This window comes from Mycoplana sp. BE70 (assembly GCF_031455855.1).
GTDB lineage: Bacteria > Pseudomonadota > Alphaproteobacteria > Rhizobiales > Rhizobiaceae > Mycoplana.
This window is the reverse complement of the sequence record NZ_JAVDTM010000008.1, coordinates 284,520-303,836: the sequence shown is the minus strand read 5'-3', so window position 1 is coordinate 303,836 and position 19,317 is coordinate 284,520. Positions and strand designations below refer to the sequence as shown.

20 protein-coding genes, 1 tRNA gene and 1 pseudogene are annotated in these 19,317 nt (G+C 63.0%); 13 read left to right on the top strand and 9 right to left on the bottom strand.

The genetic code is table 11. The features are described 5' to 3' along the window. The first annotated feature begins 18 nt into the window (after nt 1–18). Nucleotides 19–95, top strand: a tRNA-Met gene (locus J2Y48_RS17040). Here the strand turns inward: J2Y48_RS17040 and J2Y48_RS17035 are convergent. From J2Y48_RS17035 to J2Y48_RS17020, 4 genes are all read right to left on the bottom strand, one after another. Then, nucleotides 52–1,899: a recombinase family protein gene (locus J2Y48_RS17035; RefSeq protein WP_310420363.1), complete on the bottom strand. Its 1,848-nt coding sequence runs from the start codon at nt 1,897–1,899 to the stop codon at nt 52–54. The two genes, J2Y48_RS17040 and J2Y48_RS17035, sit on opposite strands and share 44 nt — an antisense overlap. A 196-nt stretch (nt 1,900–2,095) precedes the next feature. Further along, the gene (locus tag J2Y48_RS17030) at nt 2,096–2,818 is read right to left on the bottom strand and encodes a recombinase family protein (protein ID WP_310420337.1); all 723 of its coding nucleotides are present in this window, start codon (nt 2,816–2,818) and stop codon (nt 2,096–2,098) included. A 190-nt stretch (nt 2,819–3,008) separates the two neighbouring features. Then, nucleotides 3,009–4,001 (bottom strand): hypothetical protein, encoded by a 993-nt coding sequence (locus J2Y48_RS17025; RefSeq protein WP_310420335.1) that lies wholly within the window; start codon nt 3,999–4,001, stop codon nt 3,009–3,011. Between the two features lie 552 nt (nt 4,002–4,553). After that, complete coding sequence (locus J2Y48_RS17020; protein ID WP_310420334.1) at nt 4,554–4,787, bottom strand: hypothetical protein; 234 nt, start codon at nt 4,785–4,787, stop codon at nt 4,554–4,556. Nucleotides 4,788–4,822: 35 nt separating this feature from the next. On the opposite strand from J2Y48_RS17020, the gene J2Y48_RS17015 reads away from it, so the two are divergent. The 8 genes from J2Y48_RS17015 to J2Y48_RS16980 all read left to right on the top strand — a co-directional run bounded on the left by J2Y48_RS17015 (nt 4,823) and on the right by J2Y48_RS16980 (nt 11,037). Beyond that, nucleotides 4,823–5,923 (top strand): hypothetical protein, encoded by a 1,101-nt coding sequence (locus J2Y48_RS17015; protein WP_310420332.1) that lies wholly within the window; start codon nt 4,823–4,825, stop codon nt 5,921–5,923. A 308-nt stretch (nt 5,924–6,231) separates the two neighbouring features. Beyond that, nucleotides 6,232–7,287 carry a hypothetical protein gene (locus J2Y48_RS17010; RefSeq protein WP_310420330.1) on the top strand — a complete coding sequence of 352 codons (1,056 nt, stop codon included), beginning with the start codon at nt 6,232–6,234 and terminating at the stop codon, nt 7,285–7,287. Between the two features lie 112 nt (nt 7,288–7,399). Next, nucleotides 7,400–7,915, top strand: a complete 516-nt coding sequence (locus J2Y48_RS17005) for a hypothetical protein (RefSeq protein ID WP_310420328.1) — start codon at nt 7,400–7,402, stop codon at nt 7,913–7,915. After that, complete coding sequence (locus J2Y48_RS17000; protein WP_310420326.1) at nt 7,908–8,663, top strand: hypothetical protein; 756 nt, start codon at nt 7,908–7,910, stop codon at nt 8,661–8,663. The genes J2Y48_RS17005 and J2Y48_RS17000 overlap by 8 nt, the downstream gene beginning before the upstream one ends. Further along, on the top strand, nt 8,660–9,178 hold the full coding sequence (locus tag J2Y48_RS16995) for a hypothetical protein (RefSeq protein WP_310420324.1): 519 nt from the start codon (nt 8,660–8,662) through the stop codon (nt 9,176–9,178). The genes J2Y48_RS17000 and J2Y48_RS16995 overlap by 4 nt, the downstream gene beginning before the upstream one ends. After that, a complete protein-coding gene (locus tag J2Y48_RS16990; RefSeq protein WP_310420322.1) occupies nt 9,175–9,876 on the top strand; it encodes an ATP-binding protein in 702 nt (233 codons plus the stop codon). Before J2Y48_RS16995 ends, J2Y48_RS16990 begins: the two co-directional genes overlap by 4 nt. Then, complete coding sequence (locus tag J2Y48_RS16985) at nt 9,873–10,619, top strand: ATP-dependent Zn protease (protein ID WP_310420320.1); 747 nt, start codon at nt 9,873–9,875, stop codon at nt 10,617–10,619. The genes J2Y48_RS16990 and J2Y48_RS16985 overlap by 4 nt, the downstream gene beginning before the upstream one ends. A gap of 133 nt (nt 10,620–10,752) precedes the next feature. Next, nucleotides 10,753–11,037 carry a hypothetical protein gene (locus J2Y48_RS16980; protein WP_310420318.1) on the top strand — a complete coding sequence of 95 codons (285 nt, stop codon included), beginning with the start codon at nt 10,753–10,755 and terminating at the stop codon, nt 11,035–11,037. Between the two features lie 347 nt (nt 11,038–11,384). Here J2Y48_RS16980 and J2Y48_RS16975 read toward each other — a convergent pair whose 3' ends face one another. From J2Y48_RS16975 to tauA, 3 genes are all read right to left on the bottom strand, one after another. Next, the gene (locus tag J2Y48_RS16975) at nt 11,385–12,275 is read right to left on the bottom strand and encodes an ABC transporter permease subunit (protein WP_310420316.1); all 891 of its coding nucleotides are present in this window, start codon (nt 12,273–12,275) and stop codon (nt 11,385–11,387) included. Then, nucleotides 12,272–13,078, bottom strand: a complete 807-nt coding sequence (locus J2Y48_RS16970; protein WP_310420314.1) for an ABC transporter ATP-binding protein — start codon at nt 13,076–13,078, stop codon at nt 12,272–12,274. The genes J2Y48_RS16975 and J2Y48_RS16970 overlap by 4 nt, the downstream gene beginning before the upstream one ends. 112 nt (nt 13,079–13,190) lie before the next feature. Next, the gene (gene tauA / locus J2Y48_RS16965; RefSeq protein WP_310420311.1) at nt 13,191–14,195 is read right to left on the bottom strand and encodes a taurine ABC transporter substrate-binding protein; all 1,005 of its coding nucleotides are present in this window, start codon (nt 14,193–14,195) and stop codon (nt 13,191–13,193) included. Between the two features lie 467 nt (nt 14,196–14,662). Between tauA and J2Y48_RS16960 the strand changes: the two genes are divergently transcribed. Beyond that, nucleotides 14,663–15,127: an Rrf2 family transcriptional regulator gene (locus tag J2Y48_RS16960; RefSeq protein ID WP_310420309.1), complete on the top strand. Its 465-nt coding sequence runs from the start codon at nt 14,663–14,665 to the stop codon at nt 15,125–15,127. Here J2Y48_RS16960 and J2Y48_RS16955 read toward each other — a convergent pair. Together J2Y48_RS16955 and J2Y48_RS16950 are read right to left on the bottom strand one after the other, a co-directional pair. Further along, nucleotides 15,090–15,389, bottom strand: a pseudogene (locus tag J2Y48_RS16955) (flavin reductase family protein); the annotation flags it as partial. The gene J2Y48_RS16960 and the pseudogene J2Y48_RS16955 overlap by 38 nt on opposite strands. A gap of 28 nt (nt 15,390–15,417) precedes the next feature. Then, nucleotides 15,418–16,521 carry an acyl-CoA dehydrogenase family protein gene (locus tag J2Y48_RS16950; protein WP_310420306.1) on the bottom strand — a complete coding sequence of 368 codons (1,104 nt, stop codon included), beginning with the start codon at nt 16,519–16,521 and terminating at the stop codon, nt 15,418–15,420. Nucleotides 16,522–16,863: 342 nt separating this feature from the next. Between J2Y48_RS16950 and J2Y48_RS16945 the strand changes: the two genes are divergently transcribed. From J2Y48_RS16945 to J2Y48_RS16935, 3 genes are all read left to right on the top strand, one after another. After that, nucleotides 16,864–18,219, top strand: coding sequence for an FAD/NAD(P)-binding protein (locus J2Y48_RS16945; protein ID WP_310420304.1), 1,356 nt, complete (start codon nt 16,864–16,866; stop codon nt 18,217–18,219). Nucleotides 18,220–18,579: 360 nt separating this feature from the next. Then, the gene (msuE, locus tag J2Y48_RS16940; RefSeq protein WP_310420361.1) at nt 18,580–19,140 is read left to right on the top strand and encodes an FMN reductase; all 561 of its coding nucleotides are present in this window, start codon (nt 18,580–18,582) and stop codon (nt 19,138–19,140) included. 31 nt (nt 19,141–19,171) lie between these two features. Continuing rightward, a complete protein-coding gene (locus tag J2Y48_RS16935) occupies nt 19,172–19,312 on the top strand; it encodes a hypothetical protein (RefSeq protein ID WP_310420302.1) in 141 nt (46 codons plus the stop codon). Nucleotides 19,313–19,317 lie beyond the last annotated feature (5 nt).

The following is a 19,317-nucleotide window of genomic DNA, read 5'->3' as shown; positions in this document are numbered from 1 at the left end:
TAAGACGCAAACGGATAACGCGGGGTGGAGCAGCCCGGTAGCTCGTCAGGCTCATAACCTGAAGGCCGCAGGTTCAAATCCTGCCCCCGCAACCACTGAGACTTGAATATTTACCCATTCAAGTTGTTTCTCTGAAAGCTCCTCCGCGTAAGCGTCGAGGAGCTTTTTTTGTTTCTGCTCCGTGTTGAGTTCACCGGCTCGCAGCTTCTCCAGATAATCGTGCTGCTTCAGCGCCTCGAACTGCTTCTCCAGGATCGTCGCCGCTTCCATCGCCGCGAGGATGGAGGCGATCCGGCCGTGGACTTCGAGGGATGCCGGCTGGTGGCCCGGGGTCTTGCCGATCACTACCTTCTGGATGAACTGGCGCACGATGTGGATGAAGGGTTGCTTCGTTTCCGTGTCGGCGTGCTCGCGCATGTAATAGAAGGCGGAGTTGATGATCAGCTCGACGGCCTGCGGGCTGACCTCGGCCTTCAGCTTTTTGATCTTCTCCCCGAAATCTTCCTCCGCCGGCGCTTGCTTCAGCCGGGCGTCGAGGCCGGCGCGACGCTCCTCAAGCGTGTCGAGCATATCGTCGAGCGCAGCCAGGCGCGGCCGGCCCTCAGCCGCGCGATCGCTGATCTGCTGAATGATCTGGCGCTGTTCCTGCTCGGCGGCCTTCAACGCCCCGGCAATCTGCTGGCGCTCGTCGGGTTCGTTGCGGATCGAGGCTGCGATATTCCGGCGAACCTCCTCGGCGATATCGTCGAACACGCCCATCCCGAAAAAGGCAGCGGGGAGGCAGGACAGAACCCGATCCTCCAGGTTCTTGCGCAAAATGGTCTTCTGGTTGGTGCAGCAGGCGCCGCCGAGGCCGTCGACCGGCAGCTTGCTCTTGTGGTTCGAGCAGCCGTAGCGTTCCTTGGCCATGATGGCGTAGGAGCCGCCGCACTCGGCGCATTCCAGCATGCCGCTCAGCAGGTAGCTCGGCCGATGTGCCCTGTTCAGCCGATTGGTGGTCGTGCGGGAGAAGTTCTCCAGCGTCGTCAGTTGCCGTTCCTTCACGCGCGCCCAGAGTTCGTCGCTGACGATGCGCATGGCGGGAACCTCCGTCACGACCCAGTCGCTTTTGTCGTTGAGGCGAGCGATTCGCCGTTCGGTCTCCGGGTTCTTGCGGTAGTTCTGCTTGTTCCAGACGATCCGGCCGACATAGAGTTCGTTTTGAAGAATGCCGGTCTGGCGTTTGCCGTCGCCGCGGATCGTGTCGTCGCGCCAGTACTTGTGCTGCGGCGCCGGCACGCCGCGGGTATTGAGACTCTGGGCGATCGCCGCCGGACTGACCCCGTCGGCATATTGCTCGAAGATCCAGCGCACAATCTCGGCCTCGGCCGGTTCGACCTCGCGCAGGCCCCTGATGCGGTCGCCGTTGACATCGCGCTGCTGGCCGAGGCGGTAGCCGTAGGAGAGGCGCGTGGTTGCCTTGCCCTTGCGGGCCGCCGTCTTCATGCCTTCCCGCGTGCGATAGCGGATCTGCTCGACCACTTCATGGCTGAGCGTGGAGCGCATATGCAGCTCGATATGGCTGATCGGCTGGCCGGCCTGCACCGTCCAGATTGCCGTGTCGTGGTAATTGAGTTCCTTGAGGATCTTCGAGCTGTGCTCGACGTCGCGCGACAGGCGGTCGACGGTGATGCAGAGAACGACATCGATGCGTTCGCGCTTCACATGCGCCAGAAGTTGCTGGATGCCGGGGCGCGATGTGAAGGAGGTTCCGCTGATAGCCGAATCGGCATAGATCTCGACCAGCTTCCAGCCCCTGTCGGCGACGAACGTCTTGCCGAGCTCGACCTGGGTCTCGATCGACACCTCGTTCTGGCGGTCGGTCGAATAGCGGGCGTAGAACAGAACGTTCTTGGTCATGGTCTGAATTCCATCTCAAACAATTTCAAGGTGAAGACTGGCCGGCAGCGCCGGCCAGTCTGATGTCTTGGCGAGGGCGCTAGGGCGATGCGGCAGCACCCCGGCAGGCGAAGTCCTGGCGCAGCTTCACGCGCTTCCACAGTTCGTCGCTGACGATCCGCAAGGCGGGAGCAAGATCGTACTCACGGCCCGGTACCTAGGGCCGGCCGATATAGATCTCGTCGTTGAGGATGCCGGTTCGCCGATGGCGGCCGCCACGGATGGTGGCGTCACGCCACATCCTGCCATGCGGGCCGGGAACGCCTTGAGCGTTCAGGGCTTGCGCGATTTTTGCCGGCGACATTCCGTCGGCATACATCTGGAAAATCCGCAGGACGACTTCTGCGGTCTCGTGTTCGAGAACCCTGAACCCGAAAATATACGTCCCATCGGCATTATAGGCTCCCGTATAGCGGTAGCCGTAGGGCAGGGGCACAAGGTGCTCGACCTCGTAGAGGTCATCCGGCATCGGCGAACGGCGGCGACCGAGCCCGATCGCTCCATCGGGATTATTGTAGTAGTAGTCGATGAGGTCAGTGCCGTTGATCCGCACACCGGGATCGGCGGCCCAGACTTCGATCCCTTTCGCTTCGACATCATGCAGCAGCCGTTCTGCGACGGCAAAGCGCGAGCACAAGCGGTCGAGCGTATGACAGAGGACGATATCGATCGATCCGATATCGACCTCTTCGAGGAGCTTGTGGACGCCGGGCTGTGCGGTGAACACGACTTCGCCGATATCTTCGTCACGGCAGGTCAGTTCCAGTTTCCAGCCGTTCTTCCGGATGAAGGTCTCGGCATAATAACGCTGCGAATCGGCGCATGCGGTGCGCAGCGTATCGCTCGAATTGCGCAGATAGAGGAGGACGTTCTTAGGCATGAGACCTCGGGGCGTATGGGGATTGCTTGGGGGACATGTTAGCCTGGCGCGGATCGCTTGGGAGCCCGCGCCAGTCGCCAGTCCTTCATGACTGGCGGGGTGGTGCGTGATGGCGGCGGCCACGGGGTGATCGGGTGAGTGATTGCGCGTGGCAATAATTGCCGCGATCACGCCGGCCGCACGGGCGCGGCTAGTAACCCATCACCGCGCGGTAGGCCGCGGCTGCGTCGGTGTTGCCGGCAAGGCGGTTGTCCGGACGCGGCAGCAGGATCTGATCCTCGATGCTCTCGCGGTTGCCCAGCCGATACCAGCCCTCTTTGTTCGGGAGGATCACGAAGACCTCGTTCGGGGTGAGCTTGACGCGGGTTGCCCCCGCCTCAGCCTTGATCGCCTCACGAAGCAGCAGGTCCACCTTACCCTTCGCGCCCGACTTCTTTGCCGGCGGGGTCCTGGAGGCAATCGTTGAAGGTGCGATGCGCCTGGTCAGCACGAGAACGCGGCTGACCCTCTTGCGACGACCCTCGGCGTCATCGATGTCGACGACGACTCCGCGGCTGAAGACGTCACAAAAAACACCGCCGCTCACGGCAACGCAGTGCGTGCTGAGAGACACGACGCAAGGGTGATCGCGCTCCATTCCGGTGCGACCATTCAGATAGGCAGCAAGCGTCGGCCGGTCAGGAAGCCAGCGCCAGTGTCCGACAAATCCGAGCAGGTGCAAGGCCTGCTCGATCTCGCCATCACGCACCCTCTTGATAGGAGGGGTGTATGAGAAGTCGAGCCAGCGCGCACCGTACCGCACCTGACGAATTGCATCGCACGCCTGGGATACGGTCACGCCGGTGATGGACGCGATGACGCACAGCCCGCCATACAGGCGGGACTTGGTATCCTTGACCACGTCGTGGAGGTAGCGGGTCTTGATCGCTCCGACATCGGGCAGAGGCTTGGTCGCCGCCGGTTTTACCGGAGCATTTGCACGCCGTGCCAATTCCGTCTGAATGCTGCGGGCAGCACTCGCCTTGTCAAAGGGGAACACCAGAATATTGTTCTGGCGATCGTCCTTAGATGGCGCGCGCTTGCAGGTCTCTTCCTGCGGGGGAGGGGTATGGGACATGATGACTCCTTTCATGAGCAGATCTTCGCCGTCGTCGACGACGAAGATCTGCGCGAAGGACGTCATCGCGCATGCGGCCGATGCAGATGCCGAAAGCGGGCGTCTGGCACTCGAAGTCTCGCGACGGAGGCATGATGGCGCCATCAACATGACGGTAATCGAACATGGGCGCCTCCTTCCGTTCCCTGGACTGGCCTGGGTTGAACATTGCTGCCTGCCATCAACCACAGACGCGTTCGGTTGGCAAGTCATTGTAATTGTTGACATCACAGTGGGGTCGCCGGGGGGGAAACCGGCCAATTCTCAAAATGAGACATCGCTTCGCACTGAGGAATCTGGAGACGCTACGGGCCGCTGGCCGACTGGTAACGACCAGGCAACCATAACTGCTGATCGGCTGCAACAGTTGCCGTCTTGGTTTTGAACAGATTGCGAGGACCGCACCGGCCTATCGGCTTCTCGCATTCCCGAAAACCTCTGGAAATCCGATTCAGAATCAAACGGCGTTTTACGAAGTAATGGGGGGAGGAGACATAGAGCGGGCAAACGCCGTTAGGCGTTCCAACGGCAGCGCAGGATGAGGGGGCCGAAACCGACAGACAAGTTGGATGGAGCCGCTCAACCCTCCTGGTCGGCGCCGTCGGGATAGAGCAGGTGGGGTTTGCGGCGGAAGGGCCAGTCGCCATCCCGGTACTTGGCGACGAGCTCATCGAAGACGGCATGTGAGGCGTGTTTGTCGAAGCCCTGCCGAACCAGCATCGAGACGACGACATCCTGGAAATTCTCCAGGGCCTGCAGCTCACCTCGCGTCGCCATGCTGGAAATCGCCATGAAGAGCGCGGTGCGGGCCACGTCGTCGCGTCCGGGGCAACGGCATCGGGCATACGTTGCGCGAGCAGCTCGAAACCAGCGCTGCCCATATCTTCGACCTCGGCCGCCGCACGACCGAGCAGACTTTCGAGCTCGGCGATCACCTGGCCCAGGCCGCGGACCTCCTGGCCGACGGCCGGTTCGACAAGTGGGTGAAGATGCGCTGCGGCCTCGCGCCGCGCAGCGCCCGCAACTACACGGCGGTGTTCCGCAATCTGGCGCCCTACCGCGACGATCTGGTCGATCTCTCGGTCGGGGCGACGGTGCTGTTCCACCTGAGTTCGGCAACGGCCGATCAGGTCAAGGCGGCCATCTCCTTCGCGGAGGAGAACGGGCGTCTGCAGGTCGCCGATGTGAAGGCCATTCTGGCCGGCGGCGAGGAGGGTGGTGACAAGCCGGAGACGGGCGATCAGTACCGCGTCGGCGGTGTTGGCGGACTGAAAGCACTGATCGCCATCAAGGTCCGCGACGGTCTGAAGGCGTTCACTACCCATGTCATCGCGATTTGCCAGGCGATCGAGGCTGCGTTGGCCAAGAGCCGGGTGATCAAGGAAGCGCTGGCGAAGGAAATCCAGGACATCGCCCGTGTCGCCCGTCAGGAACTCGAAAGCCTGGCGCTGTTCATCGAGCCGGATCTCGATTGGGGCCGCAACACCAAGCCAACGAAGTTCCCGAAGAAGACCGGCTGGGCCGAGGTCAATGACACGCTCTACACATTGGGTGGTGTCGATGCCTGGCCGAAGTCGAAGGAGATGCGCGACTGGCTTGCGCTGCATGTGCTTCCGGTGCTCGGCTGGGCGGTGTCGAAGGAGCGGGCGCCGGAATGGCCGCTTGCGGTAACAGATGCTCCGGCCTCCGAGCCGATGGTTCTGGAAGAGGCGGACAGCGCCGGCGACCGTCAGGAAGCCGATCCGGCAATGCCGGACGAGGTCTCGAAGGATGCCGATGTCTCCGATGAGGCGATCGAGCGGTTTGGCGCTGCACTTGAAGAGGCGACGGGTGGCTTGATGACGGTCAGCCGTGAGGCGCCGCGAAACCGCAAGCAGTTTGCAAAGGTGCCGCCGCTTGCGGACGACGCTGTCGTCGAGGTGGAACCGGCGACTGCGGTCACGCCGTAAGGTCAGCTTGCTCGAAGGCCGGCAGACCGGCCTCCTCGCCGAACTCAAGAGGGCCGTGCTGCGGCCCTTTTCCTTTTGGCTTCGGCTGCTGCTTATCCTCGGAGCCGATTGTCGGCTATGGGCCGTGTGAGCCCGGCGTTAACCTTGTACCGGCTTTGTTCCAATTTTGCTTTCCGGGTCCTTGAGCCCGCCCGCCGGTCCTGCCAGGTTGGGGCTGTTCGGAAGACCGGACACAAAACGGCCCAAGCCAGTGTTTGCACCACTGACAAGGGCCTGACCCTCAGCCTTCTTGCGAAAGGAATCGGGCTATGACCACGCATACTCTCTCTGTCCCCACTGGGGAAGTTCTCCGTTCGACCGCCGCCGCGGTAGCTACATTCTCGAAGCGCTCGTTCGGCCTTGGTGCCGGCAGCATTGGCGAACCGGCCGTGCTGCGCCGCCATCCGCATATCGTTCGCTTCGCCGAGGTCGAAGCCGATCTGAATCTGCTGATCGATCGCGCCATCGCTGCTATCGCCGACGGCGAACCGGTCGAGGACGAAATCCTCGGGCACTACGTTCACATCGCCTCGCTGGTTCGTGCCGTCTCGTTCCGCGAGGGCAAGCTCCTGGAGCAGGCGGTCGAGCGGCTGGCGAAAGCCAATCCCAACATCGTTGTCCTGACCCAGTCGCTGAAACTGCCGCTGGTCAAGGCGGCGCTCGAGGCCGTTTCCGGAAACGACTGGTCCAGCCTCGACGGTATCAAACTTGATTGCGAGGCGCCGGCCAAGGGCAGCTATACGCCGGACCTGATCCTTGTGAACCGCGCCCGGCACACGGCCTACATCCTCGACCTGAAGCGGTCGCTTGCTTCGTACGGCGACACCAGCCGGCTCGAGGAGTTGAAGCTGAAGATGATGGCGTCCGCGATGGTGCTGCCGGACTGGCTGTACAAGAACCAAAAGCGCCTGATGGTCGACACCGTTGAGGTCGCGATCGTCGACGGCGCCAGCCGTCCGAGCGATCATGCCGCCGGCATCTGGGCCTTGTCCGAGATCGACGACCTCTTGGAAATCGATGGTGTCGCCGCCTGCATGGCCGAGCTGCGCCTGCGCTTCGGCCGCCGTGTGCAGCAGCTTCTTGAGGCGGAAGCGCGCAAGGCCCTCCGTGTCGTGCCGGATGCGGCATCCGCCTCGGCAGTGTTCGGCAAGCCACCGATCGCGTTGAACGGTCCGGCGCGCAGCTACGAGGAAGAGTTGGCTATGGCCCCGCGAGAAGACGACGATGGTCAATATGACCTCGGCTGCTTCGACGAGGATCAGGACGATGAACCGGAACCGGTCCGTATCCGGGTCGGCTTTGCCCGCCGTCCGCGCCGGCACTGACGAGCTGACAGCTTAACGGCACTGATCGCGGCCGCGCCGAGTGCGGGGCCGGCTTCCCCTTCTTCCATTCCGAAAACGCCGGATGCCGATGCGCTCCGGTGAGGAGACAGTCATGTCCATCGATACCCACAGCCCGTCTGTGGCCGGCTTCCGTTGCGAAGCGGCCACGACCGATATCATTGCGTCGACTTGCGTTCACAGTAGGCTGGCGACAAGCTTCAATCCCGCGGGCGGTGATCGCGCCACCGGCCATTCCGATGATCCCGCAGTCCTGATCGGCCTGGCGCTCGCCTTCGTTCGGCAAGGTCCTCTGCTCGACAGCCTTGTGCCGGAGCCTGTGATGCTCCGGCTGCGTGCACTCGCCGACGGCGGCAACGCCGCATGCCACCTGCTGCTCGACTGGCTTCAGAACCGCAATCGCGACCTCGATGGGCGCGCGGTGTTGCCTATCATGTCGGCTGACAGCCACCGGCCACGCCATTCGCCGCGCGAGCATGTGTTGGCGAAGATCGCGAAGCATGGGCGCATTGACGGTCGGCGGCGTGGTCGGACGCGGCCGCGCGATCCAATGCAGAGCGCCAAAACGGCAATTATTGCCGCGGAGACCGGAGGCCGGATTGATGAATAAGCTAGCTCGTCTGTTCGTTCGCCGGCTTCGGCATCTTGCCCGTCGCGATGCGCGCCGGGCCGCACTGCGCAATGGTCTGCTCGAGGCCAGGATGGTCGATGTCGATGGCCACATGCTCTGCCGCTACAGTCCTGCCTTCGACACGACAAGGCTGACCGGCGACCCGGTTCGGGATGATGCCTGGTTCCGACGGAATTTTGGCACGGGGCTGGTCGCACTGACGGAGAACGGCGATCCGACGCCCGGCTCTGGTGGCGTTGGCGTCGTGACCGCCGGGATCATTCATCCGCCGTTCGCCTCGCAACTCATGGCTCTCCCTCGGGCGCATCGCGGCGCAATCGCGCAGGATGCCGTGCCGGGCAACGGTATGGATCGGCGTGTCTATGCCGTCGGTCTCGTGGATCGGGCAGCGGCTATGCCATCGGTCAGTCACATCGTTGCAACCCTGGCTCTGGCACGCGCGGCCGAGAGTGGAAGGCGATCCCATCGGGAGATCGTTTATGCGCTGACCCGTATTACGCCGGTGATCACCCTCCATGCGCCGCTCGATGGCTTCGAGCGGGAAGTGCTGCGGCTGCTGGAAAAATCCCGGCTGGTGCCTGGCGGCCCGTTTGCGATCGTCGAGTCGGACCACATGTTCAACGACGACTACTTCGACGTCGTGGAAGGCGAGACACGCAGGCGTATTATGACGTTCTCGGGCGCCGGCGTGTATCGCGTGACCGGCAATGCCCTGCGCCGCGGATGATCAGCGCGCTGTCGCGCGGCTTTCCCATCCTCGCCGTCGCGGAGAAGCAAGCGGACATTCCATCCCTGCTGCGAATCTCGGCCGACCTGTCGCTGGAAACGGGAAAGCTCGATCGCCGCTTCGTCGCCGATCTGGTCGAGGTGCTCTATCCCGGTACGGCAATCGAGACGCTGGGCTTGCCGTTAGACTGCGATGCGCGCTGGCTGTCGCTCGAGGATCTGGTGCTTGCCTTCCGTCCGGGACGGCATATCCGGGACGTGCTGCACGTCCTTGCGACGCTGATCGACCGCAATCGCGGAGACTTCGAGGAAGAAGGTGGCGATGAGGGGGGACGACAACGCATCCGGATCGGCATCGCCCAGTACCTCCCCCGAGAAACCCCAGGGATCGGACAAGAAGCCGTCCGACACCGAAAGCAGCGGCCGTTGGAAGAAGGACAAGCCATCGGGCGCCGAGGTGATCCAGCCGGAACCTTTGCCGACCACCCGATGAGCCCGGCCGCAAGCCGCCCGTGACCGTCGAAACGCTTTCCGGATATGGCAAGGCGAAGGACTGGGCGCTCGATCTCAAAGTGGACTTGGACGACTACCGGGCCAGTATCGTTGCTTGGTCTGAGATGAGCACCAGGCTGCTGCTGTGCGGGCCGCCCGGAACCGGCAAGACGACGTTCGCCCGGGCGCTCTGCAACAGCCTGCAGATCCCGCTGGTGGTCAGCTCGGTCTCGACCTGGCTGCAGGGCGGACATTTGAACGATGTCATCGACAGGATGGCGAAGACGTTTGTCGAGGCGCGGGCCATGGCGCCGGCGATCCTGTTCATCGACGAGATCGATGGCATCGGCAAGCGGCAGCCGGCCGAGCGGGAATATTCCGACTACTGGAATGCCGTCGTCAACAAGGCGCGGGAGCTGCTCGACGGCGCCGTCAGGAACGAGGGGCTGATCGTCATCGGCGCCACCAACCGGCCCGATCATATCGATGAGGCGATCAAGCGCTCCGGGCGGCTGGAGACCCATGTCGAAATCCAGAGGCCCGATGTCCCGACGCTTGCGGAAATCCTCGCTCATCATCTCGGTGACGATGCGATGGCGCTGGTCTCCGAGCCGGTAGAGGACGTCCGGGCGGAAACCGAGGACGGCTTCTCGCTGAGGAGGATGGTCGCCGACTATCTGGAGGAAGACGCAGAAGGCCAACGGAAAGGAGCCAGCCGATGACCGGGCCACAGAACACCAACGCGCCGGAAATGCCGGCAGCCGTGCAGCAGGGCAATTCCGCCGATGCGATCCTCAGGCGTCTCGCAACGCGGGCGATGGGGCTGACGGGTGCGGATATCGAGCGCATCGTCCGGGAAGCGCGGTTGAAGGCGCGGCGCGGCAAGCGGGCTATCCGTTATGAGGATATCGAAGGCGGCATTCGCGGCGATCGCCCGCCTGTCCCCCACGATCTGCGCTGGCGCTTCGCCTTCCACGAGGCGGGGCATGCCGTCGTCCATCATGCTCTCGATCTCGGTCTCGTCCGCGGTCTCCACATCGACACCGGGCAGGGCGGTTACAATCTGGTCGGTTTCCACGTCTGGGCGACCGACACCCGCGACTGGTACGAAAGCATGCTCACCATGCTGATGGCCGGGCGGGCGGCAGAACAGCTTATGCTCAAACGTGTATCGAGTGGTTCCGGGGGCGCCGACGACAGCGATCTGGCGCGGGCCACGCGGCTTGCCTTCGACATGGAGCGCACTCTGGGCTTCGGGGCCGACCATCCGCTGCTCTATCGACCGCATCGCGATCCAGGCGCCGTCCTCGACCGTGAACCCGAACTGGCGGCTCGCGTTCACGGCAGACTGGAAGCCGCCCTCAACCGGGCGGCGGCGATCCTCAGGAGGCGCAGGCCGGCCTTCCATGCCCTCGCCAAGGCACTGTTTGAGGCCCAGGCTTTGGATAAAGAGGCCGTGATTTGATGCGCTGAGGTTGGTATCATTTAGCTGATCTTCGGCCATCCGCTTAGCCGATGCGGCGGCACCGAGATCATGACAACGTGGAAAGTGAGCCTTAAGACCGCTCGCCGGGACATTCGCGGTTTTAGAGATACTATTGTCGGCCATAAATAACGTTTGGATCGGCCACGATGCGGCAATCATGCCCGGCGTGCGCATTGGCGCGGGCGCAATCGTAGCTGCAGCCTCGGTCGTCGCTCGCGATGTCCCACCTTCTGCAGTGGTTGGCGGGAATCCGGCCGCCGTCGTTAGAATGCGTTATTCCGTCGAGGTGATAAACGAACTTCTCGATATTGCCTGGCGGGATTGGTCGATTGAGAAGATCGAAGCCAATTTGGCATCCGTTAACAACGGTGACTTGGCCGCTCTCAAGATCGCCTAGCACCGGCATTACCGCCTTCGCGTCTGTTTTGCGCCCCCATGCCGGTCATTGGGCCATCCGGTCGCTGTCACCACAAAGCGGATATTGTGAAACGACAACGTGTGCCGAGGTTGCGCCAGAAGTGGTGATTGGCTTTACCTGGATAAATGGTCGTTCCGAGGGCCCCGGGAAATCGTCGGTTTCCCGGGGCTGATCCGCCTACAGGGAGAAAAGCACTGGTGCCGCGCTAGCAATTCGGTCCGGAGGCATACGACTGGCGGCCTGTGCCTCAGCGCGACATAAACCCTCATAGCATCGATCGCCGAATCCATCGACCGGTGGAAACCCGACAGTAAGCACGCTGGGCGTCACCGGTGCGACGCCCAAGGAACGAGTCGCTGTTCTATAAGCCGGGCGACGTATTCCAACACAATCGCGATCAGCGCGATCACCACGATGCCGGCGATGACGATGTCGGTGACGAGGAACTGTGCCGCCGACTGAATCATGAAGCCGATGCCGCTCGTCGCTGCGACAAGTTCGGCTGCGACCAGCGTCGTCCAGCCGGCGCCAAGCGCGATTCGAATGCCGGTCAGGACCGACGGAACGGCGCTAGGCAGGACGACGTGCCTGAGCACCTGCCTTGGGGTCGCGCCGAGCGATTTCGCCGCGTTGATGTGATCCTTGGAGACGGAGCGCACGCCTGCGGACGTCGACAATATGATCGAGGGCGCCATGGCGAGCGCGATCACCGTGATCTTGGAGGCCTCGCCGATGCCGACCCAGATGATGACGAGCGGCAGGTAGGCCAGCGGTGGCAGGGGGCGCAGGAACTCGACGATAGGATCCAGTATTCCGCGGCCGACTCGGCTCATTCCGATGGCCAGACCGGCCGGGACACCGATCAGAATCGACGCGACCAGGGCGCCGAAGATGCGGTAGAGGCTTGCGCCCACGTGTTCGGCAAGTGTCGCGTCGACGAAGCCGGTAACGATCAGGTTGTAGATGGCAACCACGACCTGCGCGGGCGAGGGCAGAAAAACGGGCGACACCAGCGCATACGCGGAGGCAAGGCTCCACAGCCCGAGGATGGCGGCGATGGTGAGTGTCGAGATGACGGCGATCGGCAAAGGCTTTGCCGCGGGGGCAGCGCTTGCGGCCGGCTTGGGGCTGCCGAGGACCGCGCCGTTCCTCGTGACGTCGGCCCCTTCTCTCTCGGAAAGCCGCGACAGGGGGCGAATTTCTGTAAAGAGCGTCATGCGGCGGCCTCTTCGTTCGGGAGAGAATGGATCAGGCTGGTAAGGCCGTCATGCAGGCGCTTGAACAGCGGTGTTGCCTTCACCCTTTCCACCTGAGCGCCAGCCAGAATCTCGGCGCTGAAGCCGGCCTCGATCTCGGCGGTGAGACGGCCGGGGTTGGGGGAAAGCACCAGCACGCGCGAGGCGAGGATGAGGGCCTCGTCGATGCTGTGGGTAATGAGGATCGCGCCGGCGCCGCTGCGGTTCTGGACGCGCAGCAGGAACTCCTGCATACGCGCGCGGGTCAGCGCGTCGAGTGCGCCAAGCGGCTCGTCGAGCAGCAGGAAGCGCGGCTCGGCCGCAAGCGCCCGGGCGATGCCGACGCGCTGGCGCATGCCGCCCGACAGTTCCCAGATGCGGCGCTCGCCGGAGTCGCCGAGACCGACCAAGTCCAGCAGTTGCTGTGCCCGCTCTTGGCGTATGACGCGCGGCACGCCCTTCAGGCGCAGTGGCAGGGTGATATTGTCTTGCGCATTGAGCCAGGGATAGAGCGCGTCATCCTGGAAGACGACGGCGCGCTCGGCGCCGGGACCCTGGATCGGCACGCCGTCGACAGCAATTGTGCCGGATGTCGGCGCAATGAAGCCGGCAGCAAGGTTCAGCAGGCTCGTCTTGCCGGACCCCGAGCGGCCGATAATCGCGACGAGTTCATCCGAGGCGACCTTCAGGTTGATGCTATTCAGCACGAAATTGTCCCGTGGCGGGCGAGGCCCGGGTTGTGGCGGATAGCGCAACGACACATCGTGCAACGACAGGGTGCTCATGGAAGGTCCTCCTCTACCGGCGTGCTGGCCCGGGTGGCCAGTGCGGCGAAGTGGCGACCCGGTCGCGCTTATGCGCCCGGGCCGCCGGTCCGCCGCAGGACGGGATGTTGCCTCAGTGGGTGAGCTTGGCCGCACCCGCGACCCAGCGGGTGGAGACGTAAGGCGAATAGTCGGAAAGTGCCGCCGGAATCTTGCCCTGCTCGAGCAGGAAGGCCGAGGTGTCGGCCACGGCCTTTGCCGTGCCGCCGCCCAGCAGCGCTGCGCCGGCCTGTTCCTCGATCGTCGGGAAGGTGTAGCCCTTGAGCAGGGACGGGACCTCTTCCGGCTTGGCGCCGGTCAGGCGGGCGATCTTCTCGGCTTCCGGTGAGTTGGCGTTCCAGGCGTCCGGATTGGCGCGGTAGGCCGCGGTCGCATCGCCCGTCACCTTGACGAAGGCTGTCACGACATCAGGGTGCTCTTCCGCAAACTTCTTGCTGACGATCCAGGCGTCAAAGGTCGGACCGCCCCACTCGGCGACATCCGCCGAAGTTGCAAGCACCGTGGCCGACTTCTTCAACTGCGCCAGCACCGGATCCCAGACATAGGCGCCGTCAATGTCACCGCGCTCCCAGGCGGCGGCAATCTCCGGCGGGCGCAGGTTGAGAATCTCCACCGATTTCGGGTCAACCTTCCAATGCTTGAGTGCCGTCAACAGGCTGTAGTGGGCGGTGGAGACGAACGGCGTCGCGATCTTCTTGCCGGCGAGTTCCTCCGGCTTTGAGACCGACTTGACCGCCAGCGCCTCCGCTTCGCTGATCAGTCCAACGACGAAGATGGTCTCGACCGGCAATTCGCGGCTTGCCGCGGCCGCGAGTGGCGAGGAGCCGACATAGCCGATGTCGAGTGAGCCGGATGCGATTGCAGCAATCACGTCGGCTCCGCCGTCGAATTTCTGCCAGTTGATCCTTGCGCCGGTCGCCTTTTCATAGGCGCCGTCAGCCTGGGGGACGCGCGAGGGTTCCACGATCGGTTGGTAGCCGATGTTGAACGTCACCTCTTCGGCGCTTGCCGACTGGAGTTGAGCAGTCAAGGCAAGGGCGGCCGTTGCCGCCAACAGGGTTCTCCGGATGATATTCATGATCCTCTCCTCAATCTGATCCTTGCCCGACACTGGGGTTGGTCGTCATGTAGGCTATATAATCGATCAAAATAGTAGAGAAATTTTCACCTCAATATTTCGGCCGAACGGCAATTGATTTTGCGTGCAACTATGGATCCGAGCGACCATGCGGCCAGTTCAGGCTGCGAACGGTATCTCCGCAATCTGGTTCGCATGCGGGGAGAAGGTTGCCGGTGCCAATTGATTACGGCGCGTGCTCAAAAGTGAACAAATCGCGATCAAAGCGGGCAAATTTCATTTCTTTCATGCTTATGAATTAATTATACCTTTTTTATATGATTTTCGCTTTCGGGGCGAAGAATGGGCTGGTATCGCTCCACTTGGGGTGACGGAATTTCGTCCGCGCGTCGCAAACTGCCGCAATGCGGCATGCGTCGGCGCCTCCGGCGTAGTCGAGCTATCTGGACGAGTGAGAACGGATCGAAATGCTGACGAAAAAAGGAAAATACGGCCTGAAGGCTCTTGTGGACCTGGCTCGGCTTGCGCCGGGCGAGACGGCCTTCGTTGGCGAGATCGCGTTGCGCAACAACATTCCAAAGAAGTTTCTCGACACGATCCTGCTGGAACTCCGCAACGCCGGCATGCTCCGGTCCAAGAAGGGGCCTGGCGGTGGCTACTCGCTTTCGCACCCGGCTTCCGAGATTCGCATCGGCCAGGCCATTCGCGTGCTCGACGGTCCACTGGCACCCATCCGCTGCGCGAGCCGCACTGCCTATGAGGCGTGCGACGACTGCGCCGATCCGCAAGCCTGTCAGGTGCGCCTAGCCATGACGGAGGTCCGGGACGCGATCGCGTCGATCCTGGACACGATGACGCTCGAACAGTTCGTTGCCGTGCCGGGCGCGGCGGCGATCATCGAGACCGAGCAACCGCAAAAGCGGGTTGGATGATAGCGGTTGGCCGGACATTACCTAGCCGGGCCAGCGGGGCAAAGCCACCATAGCGACCGTTGTTGTACACAAGCGACTGGCCGCCACCGACAATCACCTCGACCACGCGGCCGAGAATGATGCCGTGGCTGTGGCGTTCGATGATCTCCTCGACCTCGCAATCGATGGCAGCCAGTGCTCCGACCAGTACGGGAGCGCCGCTTAGCCGCGTCGTCCAGTGCGCGCCCTCGTAGCGCGCCTCGTCCCGCGTTCCGCCAAATCCTGCAAAATGGCGGGGCTTGGCCCTACGCCTAGAGGCCTTCCTCTAGGCGCCGATGCTGCTCAAGGCGAATCGCGCCCACCTGGCGAAGCAGGTCTGTGTTACGAGGCGTCGGCCCGCCCACCGGCGTCGTTGTCATGAGCGCATCCGCGCTTTGTTCGAAGGTCGCCCTGATCTCCCGTGCGGCCTCGGCAGCGGTGATGCAGGCGGTAGCGGCGGCAAGATACGCCTTTGTCCGATGCTGCTCCGCCAGGCCGATCTGCGCGGCGTCGATCGCGCGCCCGGCCTGCTCGGCCGCCGCTTCGGCGGCGGCGAGCCGCAACGAAGCAACGCCGATGTCGAAAGCATCAGGCTCGCTCATATCCAGCTCACTTCGAAGCGTCCGGCGCCCGGCTCCGATATGCCCGGCTGCCTCGAGCAGCAGGGCGAGCGAGTGCGGTACGTCCATGCGAGGCTCCTCGGCAAATGCATGGAGCAAGGCACCGCTTTCTGCGAGCACGTCCTTCAGCAGAATATGCTCTTGCGGCTGATGACCCGTGGCTGATGGCTCGCAACTGTTGGCAGCGTAGTGCAGGCCGGCGATCCGCGTCGGTAACAGAAGCTGGGCGACCTTGCCCCCGTCGGTTCGCGTCGGCACCAGCAGCCAGTCCGCATGGCGGGCACAGGGCGTACAGAGGGCCTCTCCCGTGAGGCGCCAGCCAACTCCGCTCGCCAACAGCGGAAGCGGGGCGCCGTTCTCCGAGTTGCGGTGAAGGGGCCGCGCCTCGCTGAGCCTGCCGCCGGCCAGCGCCGCGGGAAACACGGTACTGTGCTGGCCGTCGGTCCCAAAACTGCGGATCTGCTCCAAAGCGACGAAATGGGTAGCTAGGATTTCTGCCAGCGTTGCGGACGTTTCGGCCGCGATGGCGCAGATTTCGGCCAACGCGACGTTCGAAGCGTCGAGCCCCCCATGTTCGGAGGGAACCGAGACGCCAAGCAGGCCGGACCGAGCCAGGAGTTCCAAACGCAACTGCTGCGGAGTGCCGGCAGCTTCAAAGTCGGCGGCAATCGCGTTCGCTACGGCAGTCGCCTCGTCTTCCGCTGCGATCAGGGCGGCGGTGCGGGCGGGATGGCCAATTGCTGGTGTCGTGCCCATGTCTGCTCCTAGCGTCAGTTTCGGAACGAACGGGCAAAAAGATCATATTCTATAGAGATTGCATAGATTGATTTTGCTATTTTGAGGGCGATTTGAAGTCGGTTGTACCGGTATCACCAAGGGTCAAAGAACTCTGAAGGTGCGCCCGCAGCGCCGGCTGCGATGGATCATGGCGCCGACCAAGCGGCTGCTGCTGCCCGACCCCCTCAGCAAATTTCTCGGCGGGGAACACCGTCCGCGCCTCGGCCGTTTTCTCACTTGGAAAGGAATGCCGTAATAATCTATAGATTTTGTGAAGAATGTTGATACAGTGCCGCGGGGTGCCGGGGCGGAGGACCGTTCATGCAGTTGAACACGAATATTGCAATCATCGGTTCGGGTTTCTCGGCCGTGGCGCTTGGCCTCAACCTCATCGAGATGCTGCCGCCGACCGCCAATGTGAGCCTGGTCGGGCGGGCAGTGCGGCAGGGCAGGGGCATCGCCTATTCGACCGCTGCCGATTGCCATCTCCTTAACGTGCCGGCCGGCCGGATGAGCCTCTTTGCCGACCGCCCGAACCACTTCGTCCGCTGGCTTACCGAGTCTGGCTTTTGCTGGACAAGCGACGACTTCGTGCCACGGAAGATCTATGGCCGCTATGTCAGCGATTGCCTGGAGGCGGCGCGGCGGCGGACCGCCAACCGAGCGGCCCTTTCGCTGATCGATGCCGAGGCGCTTAGCGCGGAGGCCGCAGCCGATGGCAGTCTGGTCTTCCGCCTGAACGATGGCCGCATCCTCTCTGCCCACTCTGCCGCGCTTTGTACGGGAGCCGGCACCAACCGCCTGCCAGTACCCGCAGAGGCAGTCTCCCCGGACGTTCTGCCGCTGGTGGTCAACGATCCATGGAAGTCGGCCTGGTGGGAACGCATGCCGGACAAAGCGGACGTCGTTTTCATCGGCACCGGCCTCACCATGGTTGACCAATGCCTGCTTCTGACGCGGCGGGGCTTCAAGGGCACGATGCATGCGGTCTCGCGACGCGGGCTCTTGCCGCAAGCGCATCTTTCCCGCAGGAGCGATCCGGCCGATCCGGTGGTTGGCGCGGGTGAGAGCCAAGTCAGCGACATGCTTCGCAGGCTGCGCGCGCAGGCCGCCGGCATGCCTGACTGGCGTGCGGCGATGGACGGCCTCCGCCCCGTCACGCAGGCGCTCTGGAAGGGGATGGACGGGGACCAGCGGGGGCGTTTCCTCCGCCATGCCGCCGCATTCTGGAACATCCATCGCCACCGCATGGCGCCGGAAGTGGCGCGCGAGATCGACGCGCTGCGGCAATCCGGGCAGTTGGTCATTCATCGCGGTCGGCCCAGCGCAATCCGCGGCGACAAGACAGGGGTCATCGTGGACGTGGTAGGGGTCAACCCCGTGGCCCTGCCGGCGGGCATGGTTGTCAACTGTGCCGGCCTGGAGCGATGCGTGGTCGGAACCTCGCCGCTCTTGGCTGATCTTGCCCGCAACGGGCTCGTCCAGCCCGATCCCCTTGGCCTCGGCATCGCCGTCGATGACGATTCGACCGTCATCACCGACCGTGAGGTCGCGCACGGCCGCCTCTATGCGATCGGCCCGTTGACCGTCGGCAGGCATTGGGAGATCTCCGCCGTGCCTGACATTCGAGTTCAGGCGCGGTCTGTTGCCGAATGCATCAGCGCACAGGTCCGCTGATCGACCGTGCCAGCGGTTAAAGACAATACGGTCGACACCGGCGACGGCTGAGCCCCGCGTCGGCCCGGAATTGCCGTGATGCGTGAGACTGCAGATTGGGATCTCAGCAACGGCGGTTCGACTCCCATCAATGCGCAGGTTTTGGCAACTGGCTGCAAAACGTGCGGGAGTCGCGCGCCCGTTGTGGAGCGGGGATGAGAACCGCCGCGCATGGCGGATGCGCCTGCTGCGTCACATCACCGGTCCGCCCGAACAAAGGCACATGCGAAACAGGATTTCTGCATTCACATCCAAATTTGGAATTGAAATTGTTTTATTCGATAGATTTTGTGGGCAATGATCCGACATCAACAGGAGCAGATCATGACCGTTCGTGTGGTTGGCATCGCCGGCAGTTTCAATCAACCTTCAAAAACCCGCTCGCTCGTCCATCATCTCGCCGATCTGGCCGCATCGCGTTACGGCTTCTCTCAGACGGTCTATGATCTCAACGACGTCGGGCCATCGCTCGGCAGCGCGCTGTGGCGCAGCGATCTGGATGCGCGGGCAAAAGCTATCCTCGACGATATTGTCTCGAGCGATGTGCTCGTCATCGGCTCGCCGACCTATAAGGGCTCGTATCCGGGTCTGTTCAAGCATCTGATCGACCTGATCGATCCCCATGAACTGAAGAGCAAGCCGGTCATCATCACGGCCACTGGTGGCGGCGATCGCCACACGCTGATGGTCGAACATCAACTGCGCCCCCTGTTCGGCTTCTTCATGGCACATACCCTGCCCACGGCAATCTATGCATCCGACCGCGATTTCAGCGACTACAACGTCACTTCCGAAGCGCTGGGCAAGCGGATCGATGAAGCTGTCAGCGAACTGGGTGCGTTTTTCCCTCTGACGTCGCCAGCTCTTGTTGCTGCCGAGTAGGCGATGACATCCTGATAGGAGGAACGCTTGCATGGCGCTTTTCGAACTTCAGGAACACAAGGTTGTTCCGAGATTTGCAGATCTGTTGCCGATCGTTTTCGGCGCGACACACAGGGTCTGCGTCGCCGGTGTGTTCGCATTCCTGTTTTCGATCACCTTCGGCGTTCTGTAGGATAC